16 protein-coding genes are annotated in these 25883 nt (G+C 48.4%); 8 read left to right on the forward strand and 8 right to left on the reverse strand.

Features of this window, described 5'->3' with window-relative positions:
• Window positions 1–45 precede the first annotated feature (45 nt).
• The gene (locus H6F94_RS13035) at window positions 46–2616 is read right to left on the reverse strand and encodes a DEAD/DEAH box helicase family protein (RefSeq protein ID WP_190802680.1); all 2571 of its coding nucleotides are present in this window, start codon (window positions 2614–2616) and stop codon (window positions 46–48) included.
• 1035 nt (window positions 2617–3651) lie between these two features.
• On the opposite strand from H6F94_RS13035, the gene H6F94_RS13040 reads away from it, so the two are divergent.
• The 6 genes from H6F94_RS13040 to H6F94_RS13065 all read left to right on the forward strand — a co-directional run bounded on the left by H6F94_RS13040 (window position 3652) and on the right by H6F94_RS13065 (window position 12827).
• Window positions 3652–4917: a hypothetical protein gene (locus tag H6F94_RS13040; protein ID WP_190802681.1), complete on the forward strand. Its 1266-nt coding sequence runs from the start codon at window positions 3652–3654 to the stop codon at window positions 4915–4917.
• Between the two features lie 58 nt (window positions 4918–4975).
• On the forward strand, window positions 4976–8326 hold the full coding sequence (gene hsdR, locus H6F94_RS13045) for a type I restriction-modification system endonuclease (RefSeq protein ID WP_190802682.1): 3351 nt from the start codon (window positions 4976–4978) through the stop codon (window positions 8324–8326).
• 15 nt (window positions 8327–8341) lie between these two features.
• Window positions 8342–9763, forward strand: coding sequence for a class I SAM-dependent DNA methyltransferase (locus H6F94_RS13050; protein ID WP_190802683.1), 1422 nt, complete (start codon window positions 8342–8344; stop codon window positions 9761–9763).
• Between the two features lie 17 nt (window positions 9764–9780).
• Window positions 9781–10713: a DUF4351 domain-containing protein gene (locus H6F94_RS13055; RefSeq protein ID WP_190802684.1), complete on the forward strand. Its 933-nt coding sequence runs from the start codon at window positions 9781–9783 to the stop codon at window positions 10711–10713.
• A gap of 276 nt (window positions 10714–10989) precedes the next feature.
• On the forward strand, window positions 10990–12567 hold the full coding sequence (locus H6F94_RS31680) for a restriction endonuclease subunit S (RefSeq protein ID WP_199320397.1): 1578 nt from the start codon (window positions 10990–10992) through the stop codon (window positions 12565–12567).
• 86 nt (window positions 12568–12653) lie between these two features.
• Entirely contained in the window at window positions 12654–12827 is a 174-nt protein-coding gene (locus tag H6F94_RS13065; protein ID WP_190802685.1) for a hypothetical protein, read from the forward strand.
• A 215-nt stretch (window positions 12828–13042) separates the two neighbouring features.
• On the opposite strand, the gene H6F94_RS13070 is transcribed toward H6F94_RS13065, so the two are convergent.
• The 6 genes from H6F94_RS13070 to H6F94_RS13095 form a co-directional block, all read right to left on the reverse strand.
• The gene (locus H6F94_RS13070; RefSeq protein WP_190802686.1) at window positions 13043–13240 is read right to left on the reverse strand and encodes a hypothetical protein; all 198 of its coding nucleotides are present in this window, start codon (window positions 13238–13240) and stop codon (window positions 13043–13045) included.
• A 1-nt stretch (window position 13241) separates the two neighbouring features.
• Window positions 13242–15299 (reverse strand): TIR domain-containing protein, encoded by a 2058-nt coding sequence (locus H6F94_RS13075; protein WP_190802687.1) that lies wholly within the window; start codon window positions 15297–15299, stop codon window positions 13242–13244.
• Window positions 15292–16947 carry a hypothetical protein gene (locus H6F94_RS13080; RefSeq protein ID WP_190802688.1) on the reverse strand — a complete coding sequence of 552 codons (1656 nt, stop codon included), beginning with the start codon at window positions 16945–16947 and terminating at the stop codon, window positions 15292–15294. Before H6F94_RS13080 ends, H6F94_RS13075 begins: the two co-directional genes overlap by 8 nt.
• Before the next feature lie 74 nt (window positions 16948–17021).
• Window positions 17022–18884, reverse strand: coding sequence for a hypothetical protein (locus H6F94_RS13085; protein WP_190802689.1), 1863 nt, complete (start codon window positions 18882–18884; stop codon window positions 17022–17024).
• Window positions 18885–18897: 13 nt separating this feature from the next.
• Entirely contained in the window at window positions 18898–19905 is a 1008-nt protein-coding gene (locus tag H6F94_RS13090; protein WP_190802690.1) for an AAA family ATPase, read from the reverse strand.
• 95 nt (window positions 19906–20000) lie between these two features.
• Window positions 20001–20471 (reverse strand): hypothetical protein, encoded by a 471-nt coding sequence (locus H6F94_RS13095; RefSeq protein ID WP_190802691.1) that lies wholly within the window; start codon window positions 20469–20471, stop codon window positions 20001–20003.
• A 1930-nt stretch (window positions 20472–22401) separates the two neighbouring features.
• Here H6F94_RS13095 and H6F94_RS13100 point away from each other — a divergent pair.
• Together H6F94_RS13100 and H6F94_RS13105 are read left to right on the forward strand one after the other, a co-directional pair.
• Window positions 22402–22917, forward strand: coding sequence for a hypothetical protein (locus tag H6F94_RS13100; protein WP_190802692.1), 516 nt, complete (start codon window positions 22402–22404; stop codon window positions 22915–22917).
• A gap of 317 nt (window positions 22918–23234) precedes the next feature.
• A complete protein-coding gene (locus tag H6F94_RS13105) occupies window positions 23235–24140 on the forward strand; it encodes a c-type heme family protein (RefSeq protein ID WP_190802693.1) in 906 nt (301 codons plus the stop codon).
• 51 nt (window positions 24141–24191) lie between these two features.
• Here H6F94_RS13105 and H6F94_RS13110 read toward each other — a convergent pair whose 3' ends face one another.
• Complete coding sequence (locus H6F94_RS13110; RefSeq protein ID WP_313949282.1) at window positions 24192–25697, reverse strand: protein kinase domain-containing protein; 1506 nt, start codon at window positions 25695–25697, stop codon at window positions 24192–24194.
• Window positions 25698–25883 lie beyond the last annotated feature (186 nt).

Below are 25883 nucleotides of genomic sequence, written 5' to 3' on the forward strand. Positions count from 1 at the left end.
GCTTTTTATCTGCCATAAGATTTAGGCGCTCGCAGCAATTTACTTTTAATTCGGGACAACAACATTAATGTCTTGTACATTGTAATACCAAAGCTGATTTTGAACAAAATGTAGAAGTTCTGCTTTGTGGCGCAGCAGCCAATCAGGATTATTGCCAGCGTATAAGCAAATTTCTACAACTGTTTCATGCCAATCCACTTGGTCAACGGCCTTGCAGTGGTAGAAGAAGTTCACAATCCTTGTGATTACTCGTGTTCGATCCTGATCTTTATACGGCAGAGATAAATTAATCGTTTTGGGGCTGGTTAGTTGTGTTACGTTAAATCGAAAGTTTATTTCATGAATTCCTTTCTCCTTGTTACAGACACTACACAAGGTTTGTGAATTCTCTAAAGTTGTTTCACCACCCAAAAATACTGGAATGATATGATCAATTTCTAACCTTACACCCCTTCCACGCGCCTCACAGCACAAACAGGTGCAGCTATCCCGTCTTTTAATCTGTGCCTTTTCTTGTTCAGTTAGTTCTCGTCTGTTTGGGATAACTACTTGGGCCAGAGAAGTTCTAGAATTAGAAATGCCTTCCCCACACAATTCACGATCAAGAATGATTCTAATAGCTGCCTGCACTGCTGTTTCAAAGCGGCTGAATGATCTGTAGAAAGTCTTCCATAAGGCACCAGGTTTTGAAAATTCTTGGCTTAAGTGTTCACGCAAAGCGCGGGGAGAAAGCTCAACAACCTTCTGAGCAAGTTTATCTAAGTCGTAAAGCTCTCTCTCCTCAAATGGGTGATAGGTAGGGATAGATTGATTCTGAGCAATATGGCGTACTATCTTAATTAAGTCTGAACTGAGCCTCTCACCTATATCGTCGGTTTCACGGTCGAACCACTTGTTGATCCACTGTTCGACTTGAAACTGCATCCATTCATTATCAAGGTATTCTTTAGACCATTCGTCCAATGAATCGGTACCAGAAATAAAGCCAATGAATGCATCAAGCTTTTGTTTGTTATGTTCATAAGCCAATACAAACTCAGTAAACCCTTCCATTGATTCCTGTTTATAGTCAGGATCAGCGTAGACAATTTCTGTTCTGTACCAACCAACAGGAAAGATTCTCGAGAACGTAGAGATATCATAATCTCCACCGCTCTCAATTGACTTTGCTATCTCTTCTACCAAGCGAATTGAAATATATTCAAACGGGTAATACCCTCTAACGGGAGATGGGCCAACCTCTGTACCTCCTCCATCAATTGGAGTACCCCAATCTATTAAACGTTTCCAGTCATCGAAAAATAAAACAATATTTGCCTCACTACTTCCTCCTGCTTTCTCGCCTCGTAAGGCTCTGCCGACCATTTGAGTGATCAAGATAGAGCTTGTTGTTTGACGAGTAATAAATACTGTTTTAACAGTAGGAACATCAGCGCCTTCTGTGAGCATTCTGACATTAATTAAAACGTCAAGTGGTGCGTCATTGCCATGCTCATCTTTGTCAGTCTTAAACCGTTCCAAGATTCGCTTGTTATCGTCTTGTGTGCGCCTGTTACGGGCTTCAGCAGAGCCAGGATCAGCATCTATATGTGAGTAAATTGCGTCCACTTTGATGCCTTTCTCAAGGAGCTTCTCTTTTATATAGACACACTGAAACCATCGATCAGCAAAGATAATGGTTTTCCCATAAGTATCTTTATTTGATGCGTAAGTATTTGCTATAAAATTATTTCTATCTTTGTCAGTTGCAAGGATTTCGATTATGTCTTCTGGTAAGTCTTTATGCTGTTCTACTAATCGTTTATAAAGATTGTCATCGACTTCTAGCTCTTTGCCAGTAGCTGCTTTAATATAGTTTGGCCTAGCCAAGATCTTCTGAGCTATTAAACTAGCTTTATTAGCTTTATAGATAATCCCATCCTGAAAGATTTTCCAGAGCCAGCCTCTCCTAGATGCGTCAGTATAGGTTGGAGTAGCTGTTAGGCCAAGAAGATGTGATTTCGGCAGTAATCTTCGAAGTCCTAGTGCAGAATCTTTTTCGCCAATTAGAAGATTACGGCAACCATAAGCAGGTGTATGATGAGCTTCGTCAACTACTATAAAAAGCTCTGTTTCTTTGCAGCTTTCGATAAATTTCCTGAAAGCCGTTTGTACTGGCAGGCCAAATCTGTCTATAGCATCGGTATGCAAATTGCTGATGGCTGTTTGTATCGTCATGATTATGACATCATCTGTTAACTGAATAGATGATGCTTTAGCGTGAGATGGATTACTGGAAATACACCGGATATTTAATGTTTTTTTAGAATTTGGAATTTCCCTAGCATTATCATAAAAAGCTGAGAATGCTTGGTCCAGGAGATAAAACGAAGGAGCCAACCAAAGAATTTTGATGTTTTTAGGGACGACATGATCAGACAACCATCTGACAGCTGTAAATGTTTTTCCTGCACCTGTAGGAAGGGCTAATATTCCACTGCCTGATCTATCACCGTTAGCCTTAAATGTTTTACTCAGAGCTTCAAATGCTTCAACTTGATGCTGAAAAGGTCGTTTGGGGGAGGAGTTAATGTGTTGCTCTCTCAATTTATCTAGGTTGAGCGATACGTATACCATTAGATTCCTCCTAATTTAGGCAGCAGATCACGACTCACGATAGCTGCACATAAGTTTTAGGTTTCCCATATCTCCCTGTTTGCTAACTGAATCTAGAAGGCAATCGCACTCCTGTACCAGCAGACAAAATAGCTTGAGCAAACCTGTATACCCGCAAGCAGCCTGGATAAACTTGAACATCTTGCAGACATCCCCGCACGATTCCCCACCGCGCTATGAGGTAAACCGTTTAGCTTGCCTGCAACCTAGGGTCTGCACGACCGCAGGGTATTTTCACTCATGCCACTGAGAGTGGGTGTAACAATTCAACCTATGCTTACTTCTCCTGCCCAACGTGATTGGAGCTACTCACGCTAGGCTGGGACATCGAGTTGTGGTGCAGTCCAATCGCCATAAGTCAGTGATGATGGGTGTCAGTGTGAACTCGAACACTGACACCCATCTGCCCAGCAGCTAAGGAAATATCTAGCCCGTATTCCAGTGTTCGCATTGTCCAAGCATGCAGGTAATAGGACGTGAGGATTAGATTAGTTAGGGCACTCCCCACGAGCAAGGGGGATACCGAGGAGCTGTTCAGACCACCTGCAGGTTTCTCAACCCCGCAACGGAGGAAGAAGCGGATGGTTAAACCCCCGCTAATCTCAATATTTTCCGGGTGCAACCTTTACGATTTTGGGGCTAGGAGGGGAAGCATGGATATAGAGTCCAACTTTGCTTCTGCTTGCCCAAGAGGCTAAGTGATATCAATGAGGCTCACGGAGGTCGATCCACTGGAAACTGACAAGTTTCTCTGAAAGCTACGACAACGACTAACTAATACAAACTCAGAAGATGCTCAATCAGATTGGTCTATGGGCTGAGAATCTACTGAAATGGTATTTTCCTAAGAAAAACAGAAGCTTGTGGTAAGAGAATTATTCGAAGAATTCCGCTAATCAACTGAAGCGTTGGACGAATTTTTCAAAAATTGCCCGACAAGAGCAATTTTGACTGTCTAGAGTGAAGAGATTGACACCAAAGGTGAAGAAAGCAGTTATGGAAGCAGTCGCAGCCACATTTGCTATCCCCGACTGGATTGCTGCAGGTTTGAGTAATGGAGTTTACGAACGAGCTGGGGGTGTTATTCGGGAGGCAGGAAGCAAGCAAGTCATTGCTTGGTTAAAAGAAGTTGCTTTACCTAACCTCTCATCATCTACAATCCCGTCAATTGATCCAGTTACCGGAGCACTCAATCTAGCTATTTCAAGCGCGAACCTAGGGGTTTCAGTTAAAGGATTTTCAGAGGTCAAACAACAGTTAGGAGTGGTTCAGCAGAACTTACAACAAGTTCAGGGGAGTTTACAGATTACTTCGGCTTCCAGTCTTCTGAATCTGGGCTTCTCAGTGATAGGTTTTGCTGTGGTGATGCACCGCCTTAAGGGTCTTGAGAAACGTTTACAGAAAGCTCAAGAAGTCTTGAATAAAGTCAATTACAAAATTGATCTCAGCTTCTACGCCAATTTCCGTGCTGCTCTTGACTTAGCAACAAATGCCTTCTCAATGAGCCAACCGGCAGCTTCTAAAAGCATGGCAGTTCAGGCTATCAACCGTTTCTTAGAGGCTGAACATATTTATGTTGATTATGCAGACAAGGAACTCGAACGAGCAAGTCAGATTGCGGATGAGTACCTTCTAACTCTAGCTTTAGCTTATATTTCTGAAGCACGTTGCTACCTAGAGTTAGAAGAGACTGATGCAGCTCTTCGTCGTCTTCAGGATGGATCGAACGTTCTTCGTCCTCGCATTCGGAAGTATGTCAAACTTCTACTCACTTCCAACCCGGCAATCTATTTACATCCTCGATTCAAGGACAAAGTTGATTTGGCTCGGCTTACTAAGGTCTTTCAATGGCTTGAGCCTAACTTGGATGAAAAGGCTGTGTTCGAGCTTCAGCGAGAGAACTTATTCAAGCTGGCTCTAGAGCAAGATAAATGGATAGAAACGTTGCCAGCAGCTATCTTAGACCGTGCTGAGGTGAAGGAAGGTTGGTTCGGCCCTGATCTAGATGACCTGAGACGAAAGGCTGTTAGACAACTTCCTAAGGCAATGGAAGTGATGGAATCAATGATCGAGACCAATGATCGTTTTGAGGCTTACCAGGAGGAAGTCAAAGCGATCAAAGAGTTGGGGATAAGCTTCCACGATTGGATGAAATTGGCTCCAGATCAAGAGGCGCAGCCAGAGGGCACAAATTTGATGTACATCATTCCAGCTAGCTCAAACGATAGAAGTACCAGCATCGGGAGTTTAGATTCTAACTAAGGGCCTGTGGTCATCGAAGTTGAGATTGAAAACTGGGCCAAGTGAGCAAAGGATAGTAATGATAGCATCCCAGAATTTTGCGTTTCTGCAGGTTCATGACACACAATTAGTGCGACTCGGTACTCTGGCCGAGCAGTACTTCGTAACTGATCCCAATACTTGTCTAATTAAGTTGCGCCAGTTTAGCGAGCTGCTGGCTCAGCTGGTAGCAGCAAGGGTAGGGCTTTACCTGGAGGGCGAAAATCAGGTCGATTTGTTGCGCCGCCTCCGGGATGAAGGCCTACTCAACAGAGATGCTGGACAGCTTTTCTATGAGTTGCGTGTGACTGGTAACAAAGCAACTCATGCTTTGTCTGGAGATCATCGCTCAGCGCTGAGTTGTCTCAAGTACGCTCGAGAGTTGGGGATCTGGTTTCACAAGTCCTTTTCCAAGGAGCGCAACTTTAAGCCAGGCCCGTTCATTCCACCTCCAGATCCAAGGAGTGAGACACAGGCTCTCAAGCAGGAACTGGAGCGGCTGCGAGCTGAGGCCCAGGTAGCCCGGACGATGGCTGAAGCAGCCCAAGCCTCAGCCTTAGAGGAAGCACAGTTGCGGGAGGTGGCTGAGGAGCTCCTGATAGAAGCAGAAGCCAAAGCTCAGGAGGTGCAGGCACATCTAGTTGAGATTCAAGCCCAAGCAACTCGTGAAGCACCGCAGGCTATTCAGCAAGTCATCCGTCAAGCACAGCAGGCTGAGACAGAGATCGTGCTTGATGAGGCCGAGACACGACGCCTCATTGACCGGAAACTGCAAGCAGCTGGCTGGGAAGCAGATTCGGAGCAACTCACTTTTGCCAATGGCATTCGTCCCCAGAAGGGCAAGAACTTAGCAATCGCAGAGTGGCCCACCCAGGGAGGCCGAGCGGATTACGCCTTGTTTGTTGGGCTTGAGGCGGTTGCTGTAGTGGAGGCTAAGCGCAGGAGTAAGGATGTCTCTGCTGATATTGACCAGGCTAAGCGCTACAGCCGTACCTTTCAAATTCTAGGAAATGAGACGCTGTCGGGCGGCCCTTGGCGCGAGTTCAAGGTCCCTTTTGTCTTTGCCACCAACGGGCGGGAGTATCTGAAGCAACTGCGCACCAAAAGTGGAATCTGGTTCTGTGACCTGCGCCGTCCTGAGAACCTGCGCTATCCCCTCAACGGCTGGTACACGCCCAAAGGACTGCTTGATTTACTGGCACAGGATGTGGACCAGGCACAGGCAAAGCTAGCTCAGGAAGACTTTAACTATGACCTGAAGCTGAGGGAATACCAGATTAAGGCGATCCAGGCGACTGAGTCTGCTTTGGCTGAGGGAAGGCGAGAGCTACTTCTCGCAATGGCAACGGGCACGGGTAAAACGAAAACCTGTATTGCTCTGGTTTACCGGCTGCTAAAGACAAAACGCTTTCGGCGAGTGTTGTTTTTGGTAGACCGCACCGCGTTGGGAGAGCAGACTGACAACGCTTTCAAAGAAAGCCGGATGGAGAGCCTTCAGAGCTTTTCAGACATTTTTGATGTCAAGGGGCTGAAGGACGCAACTCCTGAAGCGGCAACTAGGGTCCAAATCTCAACCGTCCAGGCATTTGTAAAGCGGATTCTCTATGCATCAGATGAGCGGGCAGTGCCCCCTGTAGATCAGTACGACTGCATTGTGATCGATGAGTGCCATCGGGGCTATTTGCTGGATCGGGAGCTGAGTGATACTGAACTGAGTTTCCGAGACGCTGACGATTACATTTCTAAGTATCGTCGCGTGCTGGAACACTTCGACGCGGTGAAGATTGGTCTGACGGCAACCCCAGCGCTGCACACAACCGAGATTTTTGGGCCTCCAATCTATCAGTACAGCTACCGTGAGGCAGTGATTGATGGCCACTTGATTGACCATGAGCCACCCTTCCGAATCGAAACAAAGCTGTCTCAAGAAGGCATCGTTTGGAAGCAGGGGGACTCAATAGCAAAGTTTGATCCCAAGACCGGGAAGCTGGATCTAGCGAATGCGCCGGACGAGGTGAAGTTAGAGGTTGAGCAGTTCAACCGTAGGGTGATCACCCAAGAGTTCAACCGAGTGGTTTGCGAGGCGCTAGCTTCTTACCTTGACCCGGCTCTGCCAGAGAAAACCCTGGTCTTTTGCGTGGATGATAATCACGCAGATCTCGTGGTGGACCAGCTGAAAACAGCGCTGGCTAATCAATACGGCAGTGTGGAAGATGATGCAGTTTTAAAGATTACAGGTAAGGCAGATCAGCCTTTGCAGTTGATTCGGCGCTTCCGGAACGAGCAGAATCCCAAAATTGCAGTAACGGTGGATCTGCTCACAACTGGCATAGATGTGCCTTCTATCTGCAACCTAGTGTTTCTGCGTCGGGTGAATAGCCGTATTCTGTACGAGCAAATGTTGGGACGGGCGACGCGGCTCTGTCCGGACATCGGCAAGCAGGTCTTCCGCATTTTTGATGCGGTGGATCTCTATGCGGGCTTGGAGGCGTTCACCAACATGAAACCAGTCGTGGTGGATCCCAAGATTTCGTTTGCGCAGTTGGTTGAGGAGTTGGGTCGCGTGCAGGCATCTGATGCTTTGGCCTTGGTCGTGGATCAACTGCTGGTAAAACTTCAGCGCAAGCGGCAGTCGATGTCACCAGAGGGGCGGGCGGAGTTGGAGACCCTGGCCGGAATGCCACTTGATGAGATGGTGAGTCAGTTGCGTCAGGCAAAGCCTGACCAAGTCCAGCAGTGGTTCCAAGGCCGGGAGTCCTTGGCAGTTCTCCTTGATCAGCGTCGGGAAGCAAATCAGCCCATTCTGGTGTCGTATCACGTTGATGAGTTGCAGAGCATCTCGCGGGGTTACGGTGTGGCAGGAGATGGGGCTTATCGCCAGCGACCAGCAGACTATCTCGATGACTTCAAGCGTTTCTTGACTCAGAACCAAAACGAGATCGCAGCGCTGCTAGTCGTCACCCAACGCCCTCGGGAGCTGACACGGGCACAACTGCGAGAGCTGCGGCTGCTATTAGATCGGGCAGGCTACTCAGAGCAGGCGTTACGGTCGGCCTGGCAAGACGTGACGAATCAGGACATTGCCGCGTCGATCATTGGCTTCATTCGGCAGGCCGCGCTGGGAGATGCGCTGGTGCCTTATGAAGAACGAGTGGATCGGGCTCTCAAGAAAATTCTGACGAGTCGGGCTTGGACCCCACCGCAAAGGCAGTGGTTGGAGCGCATTGGCAAACAGCTCAAGGTGGAAACCATTGTGGACCGGGAGGCCTTAGATCAGGGCATGTTCAAAGTTCAGGGGGGTGGCTTTGAGCGGCTGAACCGAACTTTCGAGGGCAAGTTGGAGGAAATTCTGGTAGAGATTAATGATGCGCTTTGGCAGAGTGCAAGTTAGCCGACAAAACACCTTATGAATGCGACTTCTGATATTGTCCAAAAGCTCTGGAACCTGTGCCATGTCTTGCGGGATGAGGGCATCAGCTATCTGCAATATGTCACGGAGCTAACCTATCTGCTGTTTCTGAAGATGATGGCAGAGACCGGGGGCGAGAGTCAGCTGCCTGAGGGATACCGCTGGGGTGATTTGGTGGTGCGCGAGGGGATTGAGCAGCTCACATTCTATCGGTCGCTACTGTTGGACTTAGGGCTGCACAGTTCACCTCAAGTGAAGGCGATTTTTGCCAATGCACAGACAGCCCTGAAGCAGCCCAAGATTTTGCAAAAGCTTGTGAAGTCGATTGATGGACTGGACTGGTACTCAGCGAAAGCGGAGGGGCTTGGCGATCTGTACGAAGGGCTGCTGGAGAAGAACGCTAGCGAGAAGAAGTCAGGGGCTGGGCAGTATTTCACGCCGCGTCCGCTGATTGATTCGATGGTTGCACTGATGAAACCGCAAGCAGGGGAGCACATTCAAGACCCTGCAGCAGGCACAGGTGGTTTTCTGATTGCGGCAGACCGCTACATCAAGGAGCGCACGGATAACTTATTTAATTTGCCAGAGGCGGAGCAGAACTTTCAGCGACGGGATGCATTCTACGGCATGGAGTTGGTGCAAGATGCGCACCGATTGTTGCTGATGAACATGATGCTGCATGCGATTGAGGGAAATGTGCAGCTGGGGGATACCCTTTCGGGGGATGGTCAACGTTTGGCGAAGGCAGATTTGATTCTGACCAACCCCCCCTTTGGCACGAAGAAGGGTGGGGGGCTACCGTCACGGGACGACTTCACCTACGCGACTTCCAACAAGCAGTTGGCGTTTTTGCAGCACATTTATAGAGGTTTGAAAGTGGAGGGACGGGCAGCGGTGGTGCTGCCGGACAATGTGCTGTTTGAGGATGGGCAGGGTCGTCAGATTCGATCTGACCTGATGGGCAAATGCAACCTGCATACAATTCTGCGGTTGCCTACGGGAATTTTCTACGCACAGGGTGTGAAGACCAATGTGCTGTTTTTCCAACGGGGCAATACCGATAAGGGCAATACTGAGGCGGTTTGGATTTATGACATGCGCACCAACATGCCCTCGTTTGGCAAGCGCACCCCACTGAGCCGTGTTCATTTCAAGAACTTCGAGGCGGCCTATGGCGATGACCCCAATGGTGGTAGCCTGCGGGTTGATGAGGGTGAGAATGGGCGCTTCCGCCGTTTCTCACGAGAGCAAATCACCAAGCGAGGCGAAAACCTTGACATTTCCTGGCTGAGGGATGAGAGCTTGCATTCGGGCGATGACCTGCCCGAACCTGATGAAATCGCTGCTGAGATCATGCTGAGGCTGCGAGCGGCGATGGAGGAAATGGAGGCGCTGTCTGAATTGCTGGAGGCGGAATAGGGGGATAGGTTGAGCCCATGACCGATCATGACCGTTTGTTCAAGGAACTCCTATCCACTTTTTTCTGGGAATTCGTTGAACTGTTTTTGCCTGAAGTTTTTGCTTATGTGGAGCGAGACTCAATCACATTTCTACCTCAAGAAATCTTTACAGATATAACGTCTGGAGAGCGGCGAGAAGTCGATCTATTAGCGCAGGTTCGCTTCAGGGCACAAGACGCTTATTTTCTAATCCATTTGGAAAACCAGGCGCAGTCTAGAGCTGAGTTTGCTCAGAGAATGTTTTACTATTTTGCGCGGCTACATGAGAAATATGCACTGCCCGTTTATCCAGTTGTGATTTTCGCCTTTGATGAACCTTTCCGGCCTGAGCCAAGCAGTTATCAAGTTGAGTTTCCAGATCGTAAAGTTCTGGAGTTTAACTTTGCTTCAGTTCAGCTGAACCGTTTGAACTGGCGAGACTTTCTTGAGCAGCGCAATCCAGTAGCGGCAGCTTTGATGGCCAAAATGAGGATCGAGCCTAGGGACCGGCCCAGGGTCAAGTTAGAATGCTTGCGACTGCTGGCAACATTGCGACTTGATCCTGCCCGGACGCAGCTAATTTCTGGGTTTGTGGATACCTACCTGCGGCTGAATGAGGTGGAGGAAAGGGCGTTCCAGGCTGAGCTTGATAAGATAGTTCCAACTGAGCGGGAGCAGGTTATGGAGATTGTCACCAGTTGGATGGAGCAAGGCATTCAACAGGGCATTCAGCAGGGAATTCAACAGGGCATTCAGCGGGAAGTCACTCTGGTATTGCGTCTGCTCAATCGTCGTTTCGGAAATCTAAATACAACTCTAGAGGAGCAGGTTCGCGGCTTATCTGTTGATCAGCTGGAGAATTTAGCAGAAGCCGTGTTTGATTTTTCCACTGAAGCAGATCTGATTAATTGGTTCAATCAAATTGAATGATAAGAATAAACAATAGTTGTTTGCAGAAAAACAGAGGAACATATTAAAAATAGCGCTACTTTAGTCTAGCTAACGACCCTCAAAAAAATTGTCTATGTCCATTGTTCTCAAGCTGATGCATAAATCCAGAAGTCATTAACGGCAATCCGGTGTCACCTAGTTTTCCACTGAATTTAGGCAGAATTTAGTGAAAGGATAGAAAAGTTAAAATAGGGAGCCGTACAAAAGAACCTAGACTCATTGATGAAATCGATCAAAATATAGGGAGAAAGCGGTATGACACTAGTAGTAGGTGATAAGCTTCCCAAAGAACCCGTACAGTCGGATGCCTTACCTTTAGGTTGGCGCTGGGGAGCGTTTGATGAGTTAACTGTTAATTTTGATGGCCAAAGAGTGCCTGTGAGTAATTCCGATAGGAAATTGATACAAGGAGCTTTTCCTTACTACGGTGCTTCTGGTATAATCGACTATGTTAACGAGTATATTTTCGATGGAAAATATCTATTGATTGCAGAAGACGGGGCAAACCTTCTTAGTCGTTCAACGCCGATTGCATTTGAAGCTGACGGAAGATTTTGGGTAAACAACCACGCTCATGTAGTGCAAGTTCCCGGGTGTTTGATTCCGCTTTCATATTTGCGTCACTACATTAATTCAATAGACCTGAGAGTCTATATTTCTGGCTCAGCACAACCTAAGCTAAACCAGAAAAATTTGAATCGTATTCAGGTTCCTCTTCCACCCCTCAACGAACAACGCCGCATCGTCGTCAAAATCGAAGCCCTCACAGCCCGAAGCCAGCGGGCAAAAGAGGCACTCGACGCTATCCCACCCCTACTAGAGCGATTCCGTCAATCGGTCCTTGCTGCTGCTTTTCGTGGCGACCTGACGGCTGATTGGAGGGAGGAGAATCCGGATGTTGAACCGGCATCAGTTTTGCTGGAGCGCATTAGAGCTAAACGTCGCCATCAATGGGAGGTCAACCTCTCCGCCAGAGGTAGAGATCCTTCTAGGGCAAGGTGTGAGGAAGTAGAGATCCCGGATGCTAATGACTTTCCTGAACTTCCGAAAAACTGGATATGGACAACTCTAGAGCAACTTGTCTCCTCTCTTCGTAACGGTTTATCGAAGAAGCCAGCAGATAAACCACCTGGCATTCCAATTCTTCGCATCTCGTCCGTTCGATCAATGGAAGTTGACACAAATGATATACGCTTCTATCGGGTAGAAAGACCTGATGAATTAACCCCATATTTCCTAAGAGCAGGGGATTTGCTTTTTACGCGATATAACGGTAGCCAAGAATTTGTTGGCGTTTGTGGCTTAGTACCAGCGCTAGACTATGATTTGATTTATCCTGACAAGCTTATACGAGCTCAGCTTGTTAAAGAATTAATTGTCCCCAAATATCTTGAGCTTGTGTGTAATGTTGGGATTTCGCGCTCACACATTGAAAGGCATGTGAAAACCTCCGCAGGGCAGCACGGTATTGCTGGTTCTGACATCAAAACCACACCAATTCCATTGCCTCCTCTTAAGGAACAGATTGAAATTGTAAATCTTGTTATCGAAAGATTTTCAGCAATAAGCAACCTCCAAATATATTCAGAAGACTGTCTTAACAAAGTTTCACTTCTCAATCAATCTATCCTAGCCAAAGCCTTTCGAGGTGAACTGGTTCCCCAGGATCCCAACGATGAACCTGCATCCGTTCTACTAGAGCGCATCCGTACCGAGCGCGAGGCAATGGCTACCAAGCCCAAACGTGGCCGGAGTGTAAAAGAGCGCAAGGGTTCTACCAAAACCAAAATTGACCCTAAGCAGCAAACTATTGCCTTTGATAAGGATGATTAGATTCTTCGCTTTTAACCTGTTACTTTACACGTTTCAGCTCAGGCAGAAACAGCCATCGCCTATCAAAACGCCCTTCGAGCAGATTCATGAGTGAATCAGAGAAACTGCGAAATCTAGTTACGCAAATCACTCAGACTGAGAAGCGAGAAGAGTTCTTTCGCCTTGCCAGCGAACTGAAACCCGTTGATGAACTTCTGCTGCTGATGAAGCAGCAAACCGACTCACTGATAGCCAATGCGAGACTCTGCAACAACTTCTGATTTGGATAAGCCGTAAGGCAAGTGCAATCCCATTTCCCTACCAACCCTTCGCAGTCCGTGCCTTTTATCTAGCCCTCATCCGGGTCCTTGGCCCTGCTTTCGTCCGTGCCTTCAATGAACCCGTTCTCTACCGCGCTCGATCTCGCCAATTTGCCCTCAACCTGGACCGCGCCCAAGCCATCGTTCAAGACTCGAGCGAGCCTCTCATCCTTCAACTAACTACAGGCGACAACCCAACCGAAATTATTACCCGCATCTTCGCCTTCAACTTTGAGCCTCAACTCAGGCAGCTTCTCCAGGAGTTTCATGCTCAGCTCCCTAATCCAGATACCCAAGCCGAACAATTTGACGACTGGCGAGAAGCCAACAATGGTCAAGCTTGGATTGCCGAACTGAGAACTGCCGTTGGTCACGTTAGCGCAACGCTCCTGTGTCCCGCAGCACTTGCTCCTCGAAAGGTTTGAGGGCTGTAGCCGAGAAACCCTCAAAGCTCTTAATCACCAGCGCCTCATTAGTGCGAAAGCGCTGCTTCTGGGGCGTCTCAGACCCAGCAACATAAACCGCTTTTGCCAACATCGCGCTCGACCGGCCATAGCCCGCTGCCTTCTGCAACTCCCGCAGCTTCGTGCGCAACCACACCTCACTGCCCGCGCCGTAGTAGATCAGCGCCGCTTCGCAATCGCGCAAACTGTCCTGGTGGTACTGCCGCACCTCCGCCTCATCTCCCTCAAACAGCGAAGGCAGCACCTCAAACCCCTGGTCCCAGAGATAGCTCTCCAAAGGCTCAATCGCCTCCAGGTCGCGCTGGTCGCAGATCAAGTAAACCCGAGCTGGCCCTGCTTCGCTCAGCTCAGGCTCCTTAGGTATGGAGCGAGGGCTGAGCCGGTCCTGAATCAGTTTCCTCAACTCCTCCAGGCTGGTTTGCAACACCTCAGAGTCATCCTGCAACGCCTGAAGAAATTCCGCCTGACGCGGTTCCTGCGCCTGGGCATCTGATGGCATCCAGACTAGGCGAGTAAAGGTCGGATCCCTACGGTCGCGTTCCAGCGCCAACTGATGCTGCAACACCACCACCGAGCGCTCCGCCCCCTCAGGCACAATGCCGTAACGCTCCCCAACCAAATGGATCGAGAGCGTACAACGCGCCAAATACTCCCGCACACTCTGCTCAAACTCCGGGCTGTAAGGGAGCGGCTGGTCGGGCAGCACCACATGGCCCTGCTGCTGTAGCTCGCGCCGGATCTTGTCGCGTTCAGAGCTAAGGTCAAAGGTCGTCTCAGCCAGGTAAATGGTTGTGCCCGTGGGTGCCGCGACTTGAGGCAAAAAGCCATTGCGCTGGCTGCTCAGCGTGTCTAGAAGCTGGTAGATGTCGTAGGCCAGATCGTCCAGCTTGGCCCAATAGTTGCGCTCAGCCTCCGGCCCAAAAATGCGGCTAAACTCTTGCACTCGGCCTGTTTGGTCAATCTGATAAAACTCGTAGCCCAGCAACGGTTGCAACTCCTCCGGGTGCTGCTCTTGGGGAATCGGCGTCTTAATCACCTTAAAGATGCGCACCTCATTGGCAACCCGCACGCCACCCGTTTGCTCAGCCGCTCGGCAAAACTCCTTCAGCTCCCTAACGCACCATTCCGAGCGAACATAGCGAGGTGAGAGCACCACAACCAGTAGCGCCACCTTGGGAAACTGCTCCACAATCGTCAGCCCAAAGTCATCGTTGCCTTGCAGTTTCAGATCTCGCCAGATTCTAGGGCGTTCCCCGCGCAGTTGGCCTAAGCGAATCTCCAGAGCTTTGTGAAAATCCGAGATCCAGCCCTCCTGCCCCTGCGTCAGCGGCTGGTTATCAATATGGGCGTAGCTGATGAAGATGTCATTCTCAAAATTAGAGTGGCCTCGCGCTGGAAGCTTCGATGCTTTTGACACCTCTTTGGGTGGATCCTCTGCAATTTCCTCCTCATTAGCAACTACTTCCACTTGCCCTGAATCGTTTAAAGCCCCCCTATTAGTTCGGTCTGTTGCGTCAAGTTGCGTCAGGAGGCTAGTATCTTGGTTTGATATCTCCTGCTCTTCCCAGGAGATTGTGAGCTTACTCTGTAATGAGCTGACCTGCTCCCTAACGTAAATAGTTTGTGTTTCAAGAACTGTGAGTGGTACGCCCCAACCATTGACAAGTGTGACCTTAATAAAGCCCTCCTGCACCTCAGGTTCTGCAGTAAGTAGAAACTGCGCTGGTCCGTAGGTGCCTCCAAAGCGGTGGAGTACTACAGCTGGCTCACCTAGTACCTCATTACGGAAGACAGGAGCAGTGTCCAATAGGCAATAGATAACAACTTCTTCATCTGCATACGGCCATTTGTCTAGGGCTGTCGCTGGACGCAGGTCAACAGTCAAGAGGTAGGTCTTCCCAATTTCAACTACCCTAGGGTAGTTGAGGATTGGTTCTACAATTAGCTCAGCAGAGACAGAATTAACCATGCTTAGCTTCTTGTGAAGGTACAGGTTTAGCAGACGGCAAAGTCAACTTTAAATAGGCCTTGGGGTTACCGTAGTAAACATACATAAATGTGTACAAAAAATCCCTTTTTCGCCTTTCTAAAGGAACCTTTGTATTCCTAAGTCTCGAGGCTACTTCTGCACGGAGTTTGCGTAACAGCTGGGCAGGTTGCATGCCTTGAGAGGAAGTAGCTGCACTTAGCAAGAACTGGGCTAGCTGTGCTGCGAAAAGGCGACCAACTGGTCCCAACGTGCCGATATAGCTAGCCGCAACCTGGGTGAGTGCAGCTTGTGTCAATCCACAAGGCTGATGATCATGGACTAGTAAGCGTCCAGAATAAGAGGCATTTGCAAAGAAGACTGGTCTTGGATCTAAAATACCTTCAACATCATCGAATCGGAATTTCACTGTTACATTACTAGGATTATGTAGCTTACTCAAGACATTCTGTTCATCTCCATACGTTAAGACTCCATTACAACTTAAGTACACTAATCCAACCGTAACTGCCTCCGATGAGGGAAGCAATCCATCCTGTAATTCTTCCGGAGAAGTATGATGCTTGAGCGATAAATTCTGCAAAATTGGACAATTGGACTTTGTAACTTCTGAATCAAGGGAGTGAACATAGGCAACTACTCGGCCTGTATGTTTAGCTTCTCCAAGCTGCAACGCGACTTGCTGGTTTCGGTAATAAGCCTCAGCCCAGCGAACGACAAGCACGCACGCACCTAGATATCTGCCCCCTCCGAGTTTGAACATTTCCCAAGGAATTTGAGAGTCAGCTTGGTCGATTATAACGATGCAGCAATCCTCACCATAAGAATCAACCACCTTTTCGAGCCATACAGTTATATCTCCCACATTCTTTATCGCATAGTCATTAATAGCCTCTTGGAGCGCTTTTAAATATCCAAGGTCATCACTGTAGTTTTCCGGTGATACCTGAAGGCTTGTGATAGGCCCTAACTTGTCGGGACGGTTCACTCGATCTCGAATCCATCCCGTTAAGGATAACTCGTTTTGGCCTTTCAGATGAATGTGTAGAAAGGCTGTGCGCTCAGGTGGTTCTGCCTTGACTGGTAAGTTGTAAACTTTTGCAGTGGGGGCCGGTGTACTGTCAATACTTTCTAGGGGGAGTACTAGAGATGACGCGAATTTGTTGAGATTCGCACTGGATTCCCTATAGCGCAACTCCAAAGTCACTGATGCTACAGAACAATTAGCCTGAACTATGAATTGGAAGTCGTGGTGCCATTCAGCCTCAGCGTGGCGTGAAAGACAACTACCTTGATCGGCAATTGTCCCAATTGCAGCAACCTCTGCAGCGCTGCCTATCACGTTTAAGGTTAACTGCAGTTCTTGTTCAATCTTCACTGGGTATTGAATTATCTGCCAGTCACAAGCCGAGAGACTGGGGGAAGGCCTGTATATATTCCAACTGCGCGAAACTCGTATGCAATAAGCTTGCTCAGGCTGGAGCGAAGCCTGAGGTGACAACAGGACAGCTTCACCAGAATTGAGTTCTAATACCTGAAGATCAAAAAAGAATTCATGAGCTACTAGGTCTACGTTAAGGTTTTGTGCACTGTTCTGGATAGTTCCACCATCTCCAGTCGCAATGCTCATTTGTACTTGTGGAACTGGTCGCTTGGCGACTGTTGACCGTTGAGGTCCAATGGCACGTGATATAAGGTCCACAGCTAGCTCCCCCCCAGTTTTAGGAGAGCAGCGTTCTGGATTATCGCACCCATAGTCTCTGCCAACATGATGGGTAAGTCGGTGTGCTGTTGGGGTTGCGGATTTAGGAAAAAGCTCTCCATATTGTTTAGGGCTCTCAGCTGACGGGCTATCTTGAGAGCGTCATTGATACCTTCACGAGAGACAGGGTGCGTAATTATCCCAGCATGGCTAGCCTCTAAAGGCACGTTTCCACGGCCATCACTAATGACAACAAGCCGTGCCTGCTGCAGCCTATTTCTGCCATGCTGAAGTGCAGTACGCAAGGTGCGTATTGCTAAGTCCAGGCCATGTGCTAGCGGAGTGGCAGTACCACCTTTTTCTCTTAAAGCAGCATTAATGCGTGGCGACAACAGGTTACGCGCTGTGATTTGCTCAGCGCGTAACCTCTCCTTTGCTCCTGCTGCTCCTACTTGAATAATAGACACGCTAGCGCGAACAATATAGGACCAGCTGAGGTGCGGTAGTAATGCCTCCTGCCAATCGCAGTCGTGCAGGCAAGTATAGTCTATAACCAGAACTAACATTTGCATGGGTATAGGGGCGCGTAGATAGCTACGCAAGTCTGCACGAGATATTTGAAAAGTACATGGATCACTTATGTAAGCGGAGCGGACCTTCTGAAATTTAGCTGCCTCCAATATCGTGCTAACTAGGGCAATATCATGAAGGCTTGTAGCACGCTTGGTGCCTATAGCTGGCCCTTCGATTGCTCTTATGGCATGGTAACGATTAGGTGGTAATTGAAGGGGATCAATCTCCCGAGATACTAGGGCTGTATCCTCCGGGTAAGGGTCAGCAGGGACAGGGCTCGTCGGGAAAACCTCTTCAGTATCCGCCGAGAATACCTGCTCTTCTAAAGCAGAATCCACAGGCTCGGATGAGCCTGTGGAGGAGCTGACCTCTGAAAGTTGGTTGTTCTTCTTTGCCTTCTGTGGCTTTTTCGCAGAGGCCTCTTTTTTGGGAACTACTACTTGAGATATACCTGATCGAAGTCCGATAAGGTCAGCTGCTTCATCAACATGTGCAGTGGATACTACTTGATCTCGACTCAAGCATGCTAGCGCTCGGCTTAAGCGCGCTAGAGCAAGTTCTCGACGTGTAATGGAAGAGCTCGATTTGTTGAGATGGTTGAGATGCGAGAGAATGTAAGCCAGCGTCTCAGGTAGGAGTACAGGTAACTGCCCAGTAGCTTGGCTTAAAAGCTTGTATATGGCATCCATCTCGGGAGCCTCTAAGAGTTGGTGCCTTTGGGATTTCCCTATAGTCCAATCGTCGATACCAAGAATAGTATTGAGTGGATGTGTGTCTGGTGCTAGTAGTCGCAGGGCAAAGCGGTCCAAAAGGTGCGGTGAAATCTCGCCTACCTCACCTCGAGCACAGCCAGCCACCCAGTAAAGATCAGGAGCCCACACAACATTCTGTCCATGCCGCTGCAAGGTGGCCACATCTGCGCCAACATGCATCACACACGCGCGTGCAGTCGGCAAGCTTATCCTCGCCAGATCTGGGATCAGGATCAGCTGCGGGCGAGCATCACCTTGAAATGGGACGAGCCGACCGGGTTTCACTCCTAGCTGGAAACCTTGCTGAAAGCCCAAGGTTCCCCACAAACTGTCCTCGGTCTCCGTAGATCCTAAGACAATAGTTCTAGGCATCTGCCCTGTTACACCTTCCAACATGGCAGCCAGCTGATCAGCAGCAGCCTGGAATAGGCTTAGGGAGTTATCAAACAATAAGATGCTACGTAATCCGGGTTCTAGTACAGAACACGCTAGTCCCTTTGCCAAAGAGTCAACTGTCGTAGAGGGACGGGCAGCCGACATAGACTCACTCCTCTCAAGAATGAGAACTTTTAGTTGTATCAGCCATACTCTGAGGGCTGCCTTTAACAAGCTCTGCTACCAACTCTGTATCCTTGGTAGTCCAAGGTGCTCCTCCACCCTGTAGAGCACCCTGACGTCGGTGCTGGAGGGCTAATGGTGTTACCTCCACTATGTCCTCAATTGCCACTGTGTCTGCCCCCTTAAGTGCTGCTACAGCCCTTGCAGCTGTTGCCAAGGTGTAGTCACCACGATGACCCTCAACCTGAAAATTCTTGCTCACACGCACACAGCACTCAGCCATATCACGAGACAAAATAACTTTCTCGAATCGGGCTTGAGCTTGATGTAGCAACTCTCTTCGGAGCAAATCTTTCTGGCGAGCAGCCCGTAGCACCTCAAGTGGTCTCCCCTGCTGCTGATTTCTTTCTAAAGATAGAGCGGCATCATAATTCAGCAAAGTTTGTAGTATCTCTATTCGCAGGTTTTCATCTTCCTCAGCGGTTACATCAACCATTAGCCCGAAGCGATCAAGTAATTGAGGACGCAAGCCCCCTTCAGAAGGGTTCATTGTCCCTACCAAAGTAAAGCGCACCTCTTTCTTTTCATCCTTTCCCTCACGCTCCACGACTAATACACCCGTGGAAGTCACATCCAGCAGGATGTTAACAATATGGTCATCCAGCAGGTTAACCTCATCAATATAGAGCAAACCTCCATCGGCCTCCTCCAACAAACCGGGTTGTGAAACTAGCTTGCCCTGCAATAGTTGATTGATCTCCCAGCCGCCCACTACCCTATCTTCTGTCACGTTGATTGGTAAGGTCACTGGCAATCTGCCACTGATCATGGTCCCGAAGGCACGAACAACAGTAGATTTGCCTGTCCCGCGTTGCCCGCTTAGCAACACCCCACCAATTCTGGGCGCAATGAATGCTAGTTCTAGAGCCAGTTTGAGTTGCTTCTGGCCAACCATGAGCGTATAGGGCATGATTTGAATTGGCTTCAGGGGCACAGCTGTCATACCGCTCTCCTAAGGGCTCGCTACGAATTAATGCACCAACTCATAGTGTTAACCAGAGTCTAAGCCTTGTCATTACATGCAACCAATTCAGCTCATCAACCCTGTGTCTGGTCTACTCCGCTGATTACAGCACCCCTACCACCTTCTACACGTTGCTCCCCGGGTCTCGTCATTGCCTGATGAATATCCGAAATCTGAGCTTCGTCTCCGCCAATGACAGCTTGCAATCCAGCAGATCCGCCTAGTACATAAAGGAGATCCTGCGCCAAGGCAGGATCATCTTGTAGTCTCTTTGCTAGCACCTTCGCAAAGTTCTTCTGCTGCTCGGCGTCTTCTGGATCATCCGCTACCATGGTTGCTGCTGCAGTAACCACTGGGTCATCCTTGAAACGCCCTGTAACCTTATTCCACAAGCCCTGAGCTTGCTGCCATACAGCACCTCCGCCCTTCTCAGCAATTACGTCCTCTAACTTTTTCTGAACGCTCTTACCCAGAGGCACTAGGTAAGGCATGAAAGGACTGAGGAGCGTTGCTGTCCCTTTCGCGATCAGAGCAATGTCTACCATCTCGAATCTTCCTCAAATCATGTGAAGAAATTACGCAGGCTACGAAGAAGGCTGTTAACAATCCCAAATACTGGTGCGGCACGATGATAAAGCTCACCCAGCAGGAGCCTGAATGATTCATACTGTGAAAGTATGAATCATTCAGGAACATAACGCTAGACTCTGTTTTCGACCAGTGCTCAGAGCCAGATTTTCTAGGCCAACCTTAATAAAGCAACTGTGCTTCAATTCGTTAGCAAATTCTCTAAACGAGAAGCGCAAGGGACGATGTAGAACTTAAGTGTGACCTGGTGAAGGAGTGTACCAGATCTGAGTCATTACTATGTGTTCTCAATCACCCCGCTTAGTAATCTGCACAAGCAAGAGGAAGACCAAAAACCTAACATCCCTACTCCTATCCTCTAAGCTTAAAGTGCTCACTTCAAGAAAAGTTGGGTTCTGCAAGAATTGAAACTCGAGTCAACTAGGTGTGTCACTGTCTGTTCAGTGACACACCTAGTTGACATTTTCAAGCTTTCTGTGTTTATACGAGGTAGTGCATCCTGCTTGTATAGCTATGTAGTAGTAGACACAGAATTACCCTTCATCGGACAGTACAGCTGTTCTAGAGACTCTGCAGCTTCCTTACAACTTACAGATCGGTTAGGGAACACCCAGCATCATATTCCCATAACCACGCATCTGTATTACCTGAAGCTTGCCAGAACGGTTGCTAATCTTGCCAGAAAGAATCCCTGATTTATAAAGACCAATAGGTCTGCTTTGCTGATGCTGTTGTCAATGTTAACGAATTTGAAGTTGGGCTAGGCTCAGTGAGGGGTGAGCTCAGACTTTCAGTACCATTTGTTGTTTTGGTTGCTCTTGCTCTAAGTACGAGCAAGGGCAGCTGAGAGCTGGAAGCTTCTTTTGTTCTTGGGCTGCCCTCTCTTGGTTTACGGCTAAGACATTTTTAAGGACAAACCCAAACAGGAAACCCCAAAGCCAGATGCCTAAAGGCTTTTAGGCTTACAGCTAGAGGACTGCAAATCCTTTATCCCCCAGTTCGAATCTGGGTGCCGCCTTTTAAAAAATCTCGTCATACTCATTGCCTCAAACCCTTGGTGAACAGGGGTTTTCGCTATTTGTACATAGAGTTAGTTCGCCGCTTTGAGGCTCTCAATCAGGGACTTCAGTTTCTGATTGACACATCAAGAAATACTTAAAAAGGACAAAAAAGTCTAGGACATGCCAACTGCTTAAGTACAGTTTTAAGGACAAAAAAAGGCTGAAACTAGTAGTAGAGGCTCTTGCCAGTGAGGAGTGTTGGTTGAGATGTGGTGTATGTGTACATCAGAGAAACCTAAAACAGGTTATGCACGGAAAGTATAGAAGCATTTTCAAAACCAAAGAGTTTTTTAAGGGCGACACAAAAAGAAGTTGAGCCTGCTGCGACAGAATCTACAGGAATTCAAAATCAGATACCTGGGGCAGTGAGATCAAAATCAGTTTTGGAAGCAAGGACAGAGGGTAAAGCATCGGAAGTCTCGCCTGCTTTACCCTCTGTCCTCGCCTCCATTTGTATGAGCGCATCAAGCGCATCTATACAAGCCGAGTTAATCCAGCCTTGGCCAGAGCCAACGACTAATCCAACTATTTATTAGAAGCCGGTAATCGCACTTACCAAAGTAATTTCTCTTGCTAAATCAATTGAGATAGCAAGATTGATATTGGTAGAGACATATTCTCTAACCGCTTGATGAATGCCCTCACAAGGCTCTTCCCCACTGAAGCATTCAATGCCAATGGCGAAAATTGGGCTTCGCTTTTTAACTTATTTGAGAATTCTCCTTTAGTATTTTCGCTCAGTTAATAAATTGGGTTGAGGCAGAGAAATCACCTGTAGCCAGGGGAACAATCAATGACAGCAAGCTTAGAAAGACTAGGAGGCAGGATGAGCCCCGATTCAGTACAGGCTAGTTCTGAAACTCAGCGTCAGTTGCTACGCATGGTGAATGGTTGTACTAAAACCGTAGCGCCATTGATCAAAGCATCAATGGCGAAACATCCTAACCGGAGCGAGCAGTGGCACTTTGAGAAGGTAATTGGCGACTTGAAGACTGGCTTCAATGGGTGGATGCTAATTACAAAAGCTAATCCAACCTCAAATCTCGAAGACTCTCCAACCGTCAGCCAACAACGACCTCCTGCCGTGCCTTCAAAGCACAGACTCGAACGCATAAATACCCCTGTTTCGCCCCCAAAACCACTCAATCTTCCAATCCGAAAACCAGTTTCTCTCCAACCTGTACCGAAATCCCTTGAGAAGCAGTTACTAAGCATGGTTAGTGGTAACCGAGGGCTCGCTCTACGCTTGGTCGAAAGCGTAAAAGTCAAAAATCCAGACCGCTCGGACACTTGGTGTTGGGAAAAGGCAATTAGTGATTTAGAACGGGATCGACGCCTATAAATTTTATAGAGAGACATCGCTCCTTAGGCCCTTTTCAATCTAAAACACTCAACAGTGTCTCATCAAGAAGGACAAAAGGCTCTCCAGTAACTTTGAATAGTGGCATAGACCTCTTTAGGCCAGGCTGCTTTTGTGATCTTGTGGACCAGCAGCAGTGCTCGTAACTAGTTCATAGTTATTTCATCAAGGCCAGAATTTTGCTGTCTTTTCATTGATATTTTATATATTTCCTTAAATTCTCTTTTATATTCAAACTCGGACAGACTCTCTGCCGGGTCTAGAATTTTCATCTGAGCCAAAATGGGCAAGGATTAACTGTGCTAAAAAATATCAAGCTAGGGACTCGGTTTAACCTGATTTTGGCGCTGGTCTTCATGCTGGGAATCACCATTAGTGGTGCTGCCTTGTCTAGCGTATTGCAGCAGAGGGCACAAGCTGAAGTGACATCCCAGGCACTACTGCTCATCCAAGCTATGAACTCGGTGAGAAGCTACACCAGCAACCACATTAAGCCACTACTGGCCCCTCAGTTAGAGCCTGAGACAACATTCACTGCGGAAACGGTGCCTGCCTACTCAGCCACTGAGGTGTTTGAGAATCTGCGTCAGAGCGAAGATTATAAGAATTTCTTCTATAAAGAAGCCACTTTGAATCCAACTAATCTGCGTGATAAAGCAGATGACTTCGAAAGCAAACTAGTTGAGCGCTTTCGAAGTGAACCTAATACCCCTGAAATTTCTGGCTTCCGAGCTTTGCCAGGTGGCCAGATGTTCTATATTGCTCGTCCGCTAGCAGTGAGTCAAAAAAGTTGTCTGCAGTGTCATTCTAAACCGGAAGTTGCTCCTAAGAGCCTCGTTGAAACCTACGGTGCTGAAAATGGTTTTGGTTGGCAACTTAATGAGATTGTTGCTACTCAAGTTATTTCTGTACCCGCAGATGATGTATTAGCCAGTGCCAATCGCTCTTTGTCTTTGATTATGTCGATTTTGATTGGCATCTTTGCAGTTGTCATTTTGCTGATTAACCTGCTGCTTAGGCGCTCGGTCATTTGGCGGATTAGACGCATGGCAAAGGTTGCTCAAGAAGTAAGCACGGGTAAAACTAGCACTGATTTCGAACAAGACTGTGGAGATGAAATCGGTGCTTTAGGCATTGCCTTCAATCGCATGAAGTCGAGCCTAGAGATTGCCATGAGGCTTCTGAGCCAGCAGCAGGATGGCTAGTGGTGTGAAAGCTGGTTAAGGGATGATTGAAATGTGAGTTGGGATGGTGGCTCAGGTCGAGAGCCGCCGTCTCAATTCGGCTGCTTTCTCAACGCTGTCAAGGTTTGCTGCCAGAATATTGACTAACTCTACCGGTGAGGTTTTTGGATTGGCCTTGATTGCTTTCTGCACCAGGAATGTGGCAATAGGACCAATAAATTCTGCTAGCTCTCGTTCACAGCGCTGCACAAATTCTGGTGGCGCCGTGGAATTGGTAGGGGCATGAGAAGCTAGCGACGGCCTGGAGGGTGCGCTGGCACCTGAAGGGGGAAACTGTGAGGCTGAAGCCGCTTGGAGCAAGGCCATAGCCCGTTGCTCAAAGGCAAATCGTTTAGGCTCTGGCAAATGTAGGGATAAGCCCTGCACAAGTTCGCTGTCGGTTGTCGCTCGGGCACAGGTGAGGCGCAGCAAGCTAGAGGCAATGGGACCGGTTAGCTCCATCAGCAATTGCTCTAGACAGGTATATTGCTGAGGCGACAGCAGCAAGCAGCTAGAAGGACCGCTTGGTGCAGAGACTGGTGTAGAAGTGGATGGCGGCTGTTTCGGTGATAAGAGTGGGGCGGTTAGCTGAAGCTGAGGCGGTAGAGGCGGCAACGGTGGTGGTAGAGGAGCTGTGCGCGACTGGGTGGTTGCCTCAACGAGGGGTTGAAGGGCTTGCAGTGCCGCAGCAGCAGACGGGTAGCGCTCCTTGAAGTGGTAGCACACCAAACGCTCTAGCACACCAGCCAGTTCGGCACTGATTTTGGCCCGATGCCGCCAGATCAGCTCGCCTGTGTCGGGATCACGAGTAAACTCTCCAGGTTTGCAGCCAGTGAGCGCTTGGATTGCGATCATGCCCAGTGCGTAGAGATCACTGTTGGGGCGGGGCATTCCCTGAGCTTGCTCAACTGGCATATAGCCTGGAGTGCCAATGGCGATGGTGCCAACACTAATCTGCTCTGAGTTGTTGAGCGAGCTATTGAGCAGTTGCGTCTGAACTTGCTTGACTGCACCAAAATCAATGAGCACCAACCGCTGGTCGGGGTGGCGTCGAATAATATTGGCTGGTTTAATGTCGCGGTGGATAACGCCGTGCTGATGCACAAATTGTAAAGTGCCTAGCACATCGTAAAGCAGGTGGATGACTTGGCTCTCTGTTGTACAAAGTCCAGCCTTGATTTCTACACCCAACGGCTGGCCTTGAATGAGCTCCTGGATGAGGTAAAACTCCTGCTCCTCCTCAAAATAAGCCAGTAGCCGGGGAATCTGATCGTGGTTGCCCAAGCGCTCTAGCGTCTCAGCTTCGCTGGTAAACAGCCGTCTAGCGGTTTGCAGAAAGACGGAATCGGTACTGGCAGGCTTGAGATGTTTGACGACACAAGCAGGGCAACCAGGACGACGCATATCCTGGGCCATGTAAGTTTGGCCGAAGCCACCTCGGCCTAGGACTTGGGTAACTTGATAACGCCCGTCTAACAGCTTGCCTAACATCGGTTCAGTTTGCCCAAGTCCTTTACCAGTAGATAACGTCAGGATCACAGTAATATTCTCCCAATCACCAGGGTAAATCTGATGCCTTTAGAGAAACTTTAAATAAACGAGAACTTAGTTCTTCAGAAGCTTGATATAAACCCGAAATGTTGCAACTGCTGTTGCCCTTTATATAGATGAAAATAGGTAGGGCATATGCAGAACAAGGTGCGTCAGAAAGCACTGCTTAAAGCA

The organism is Leptolyngbya sp. FACHB-261 (assembly GCF_014696065.1).
Lineage (GTDB): Bacteria > Cyanobacteriota > Cyanobacteriia > FACHB-261 > FACHB-261 > FACHB-261.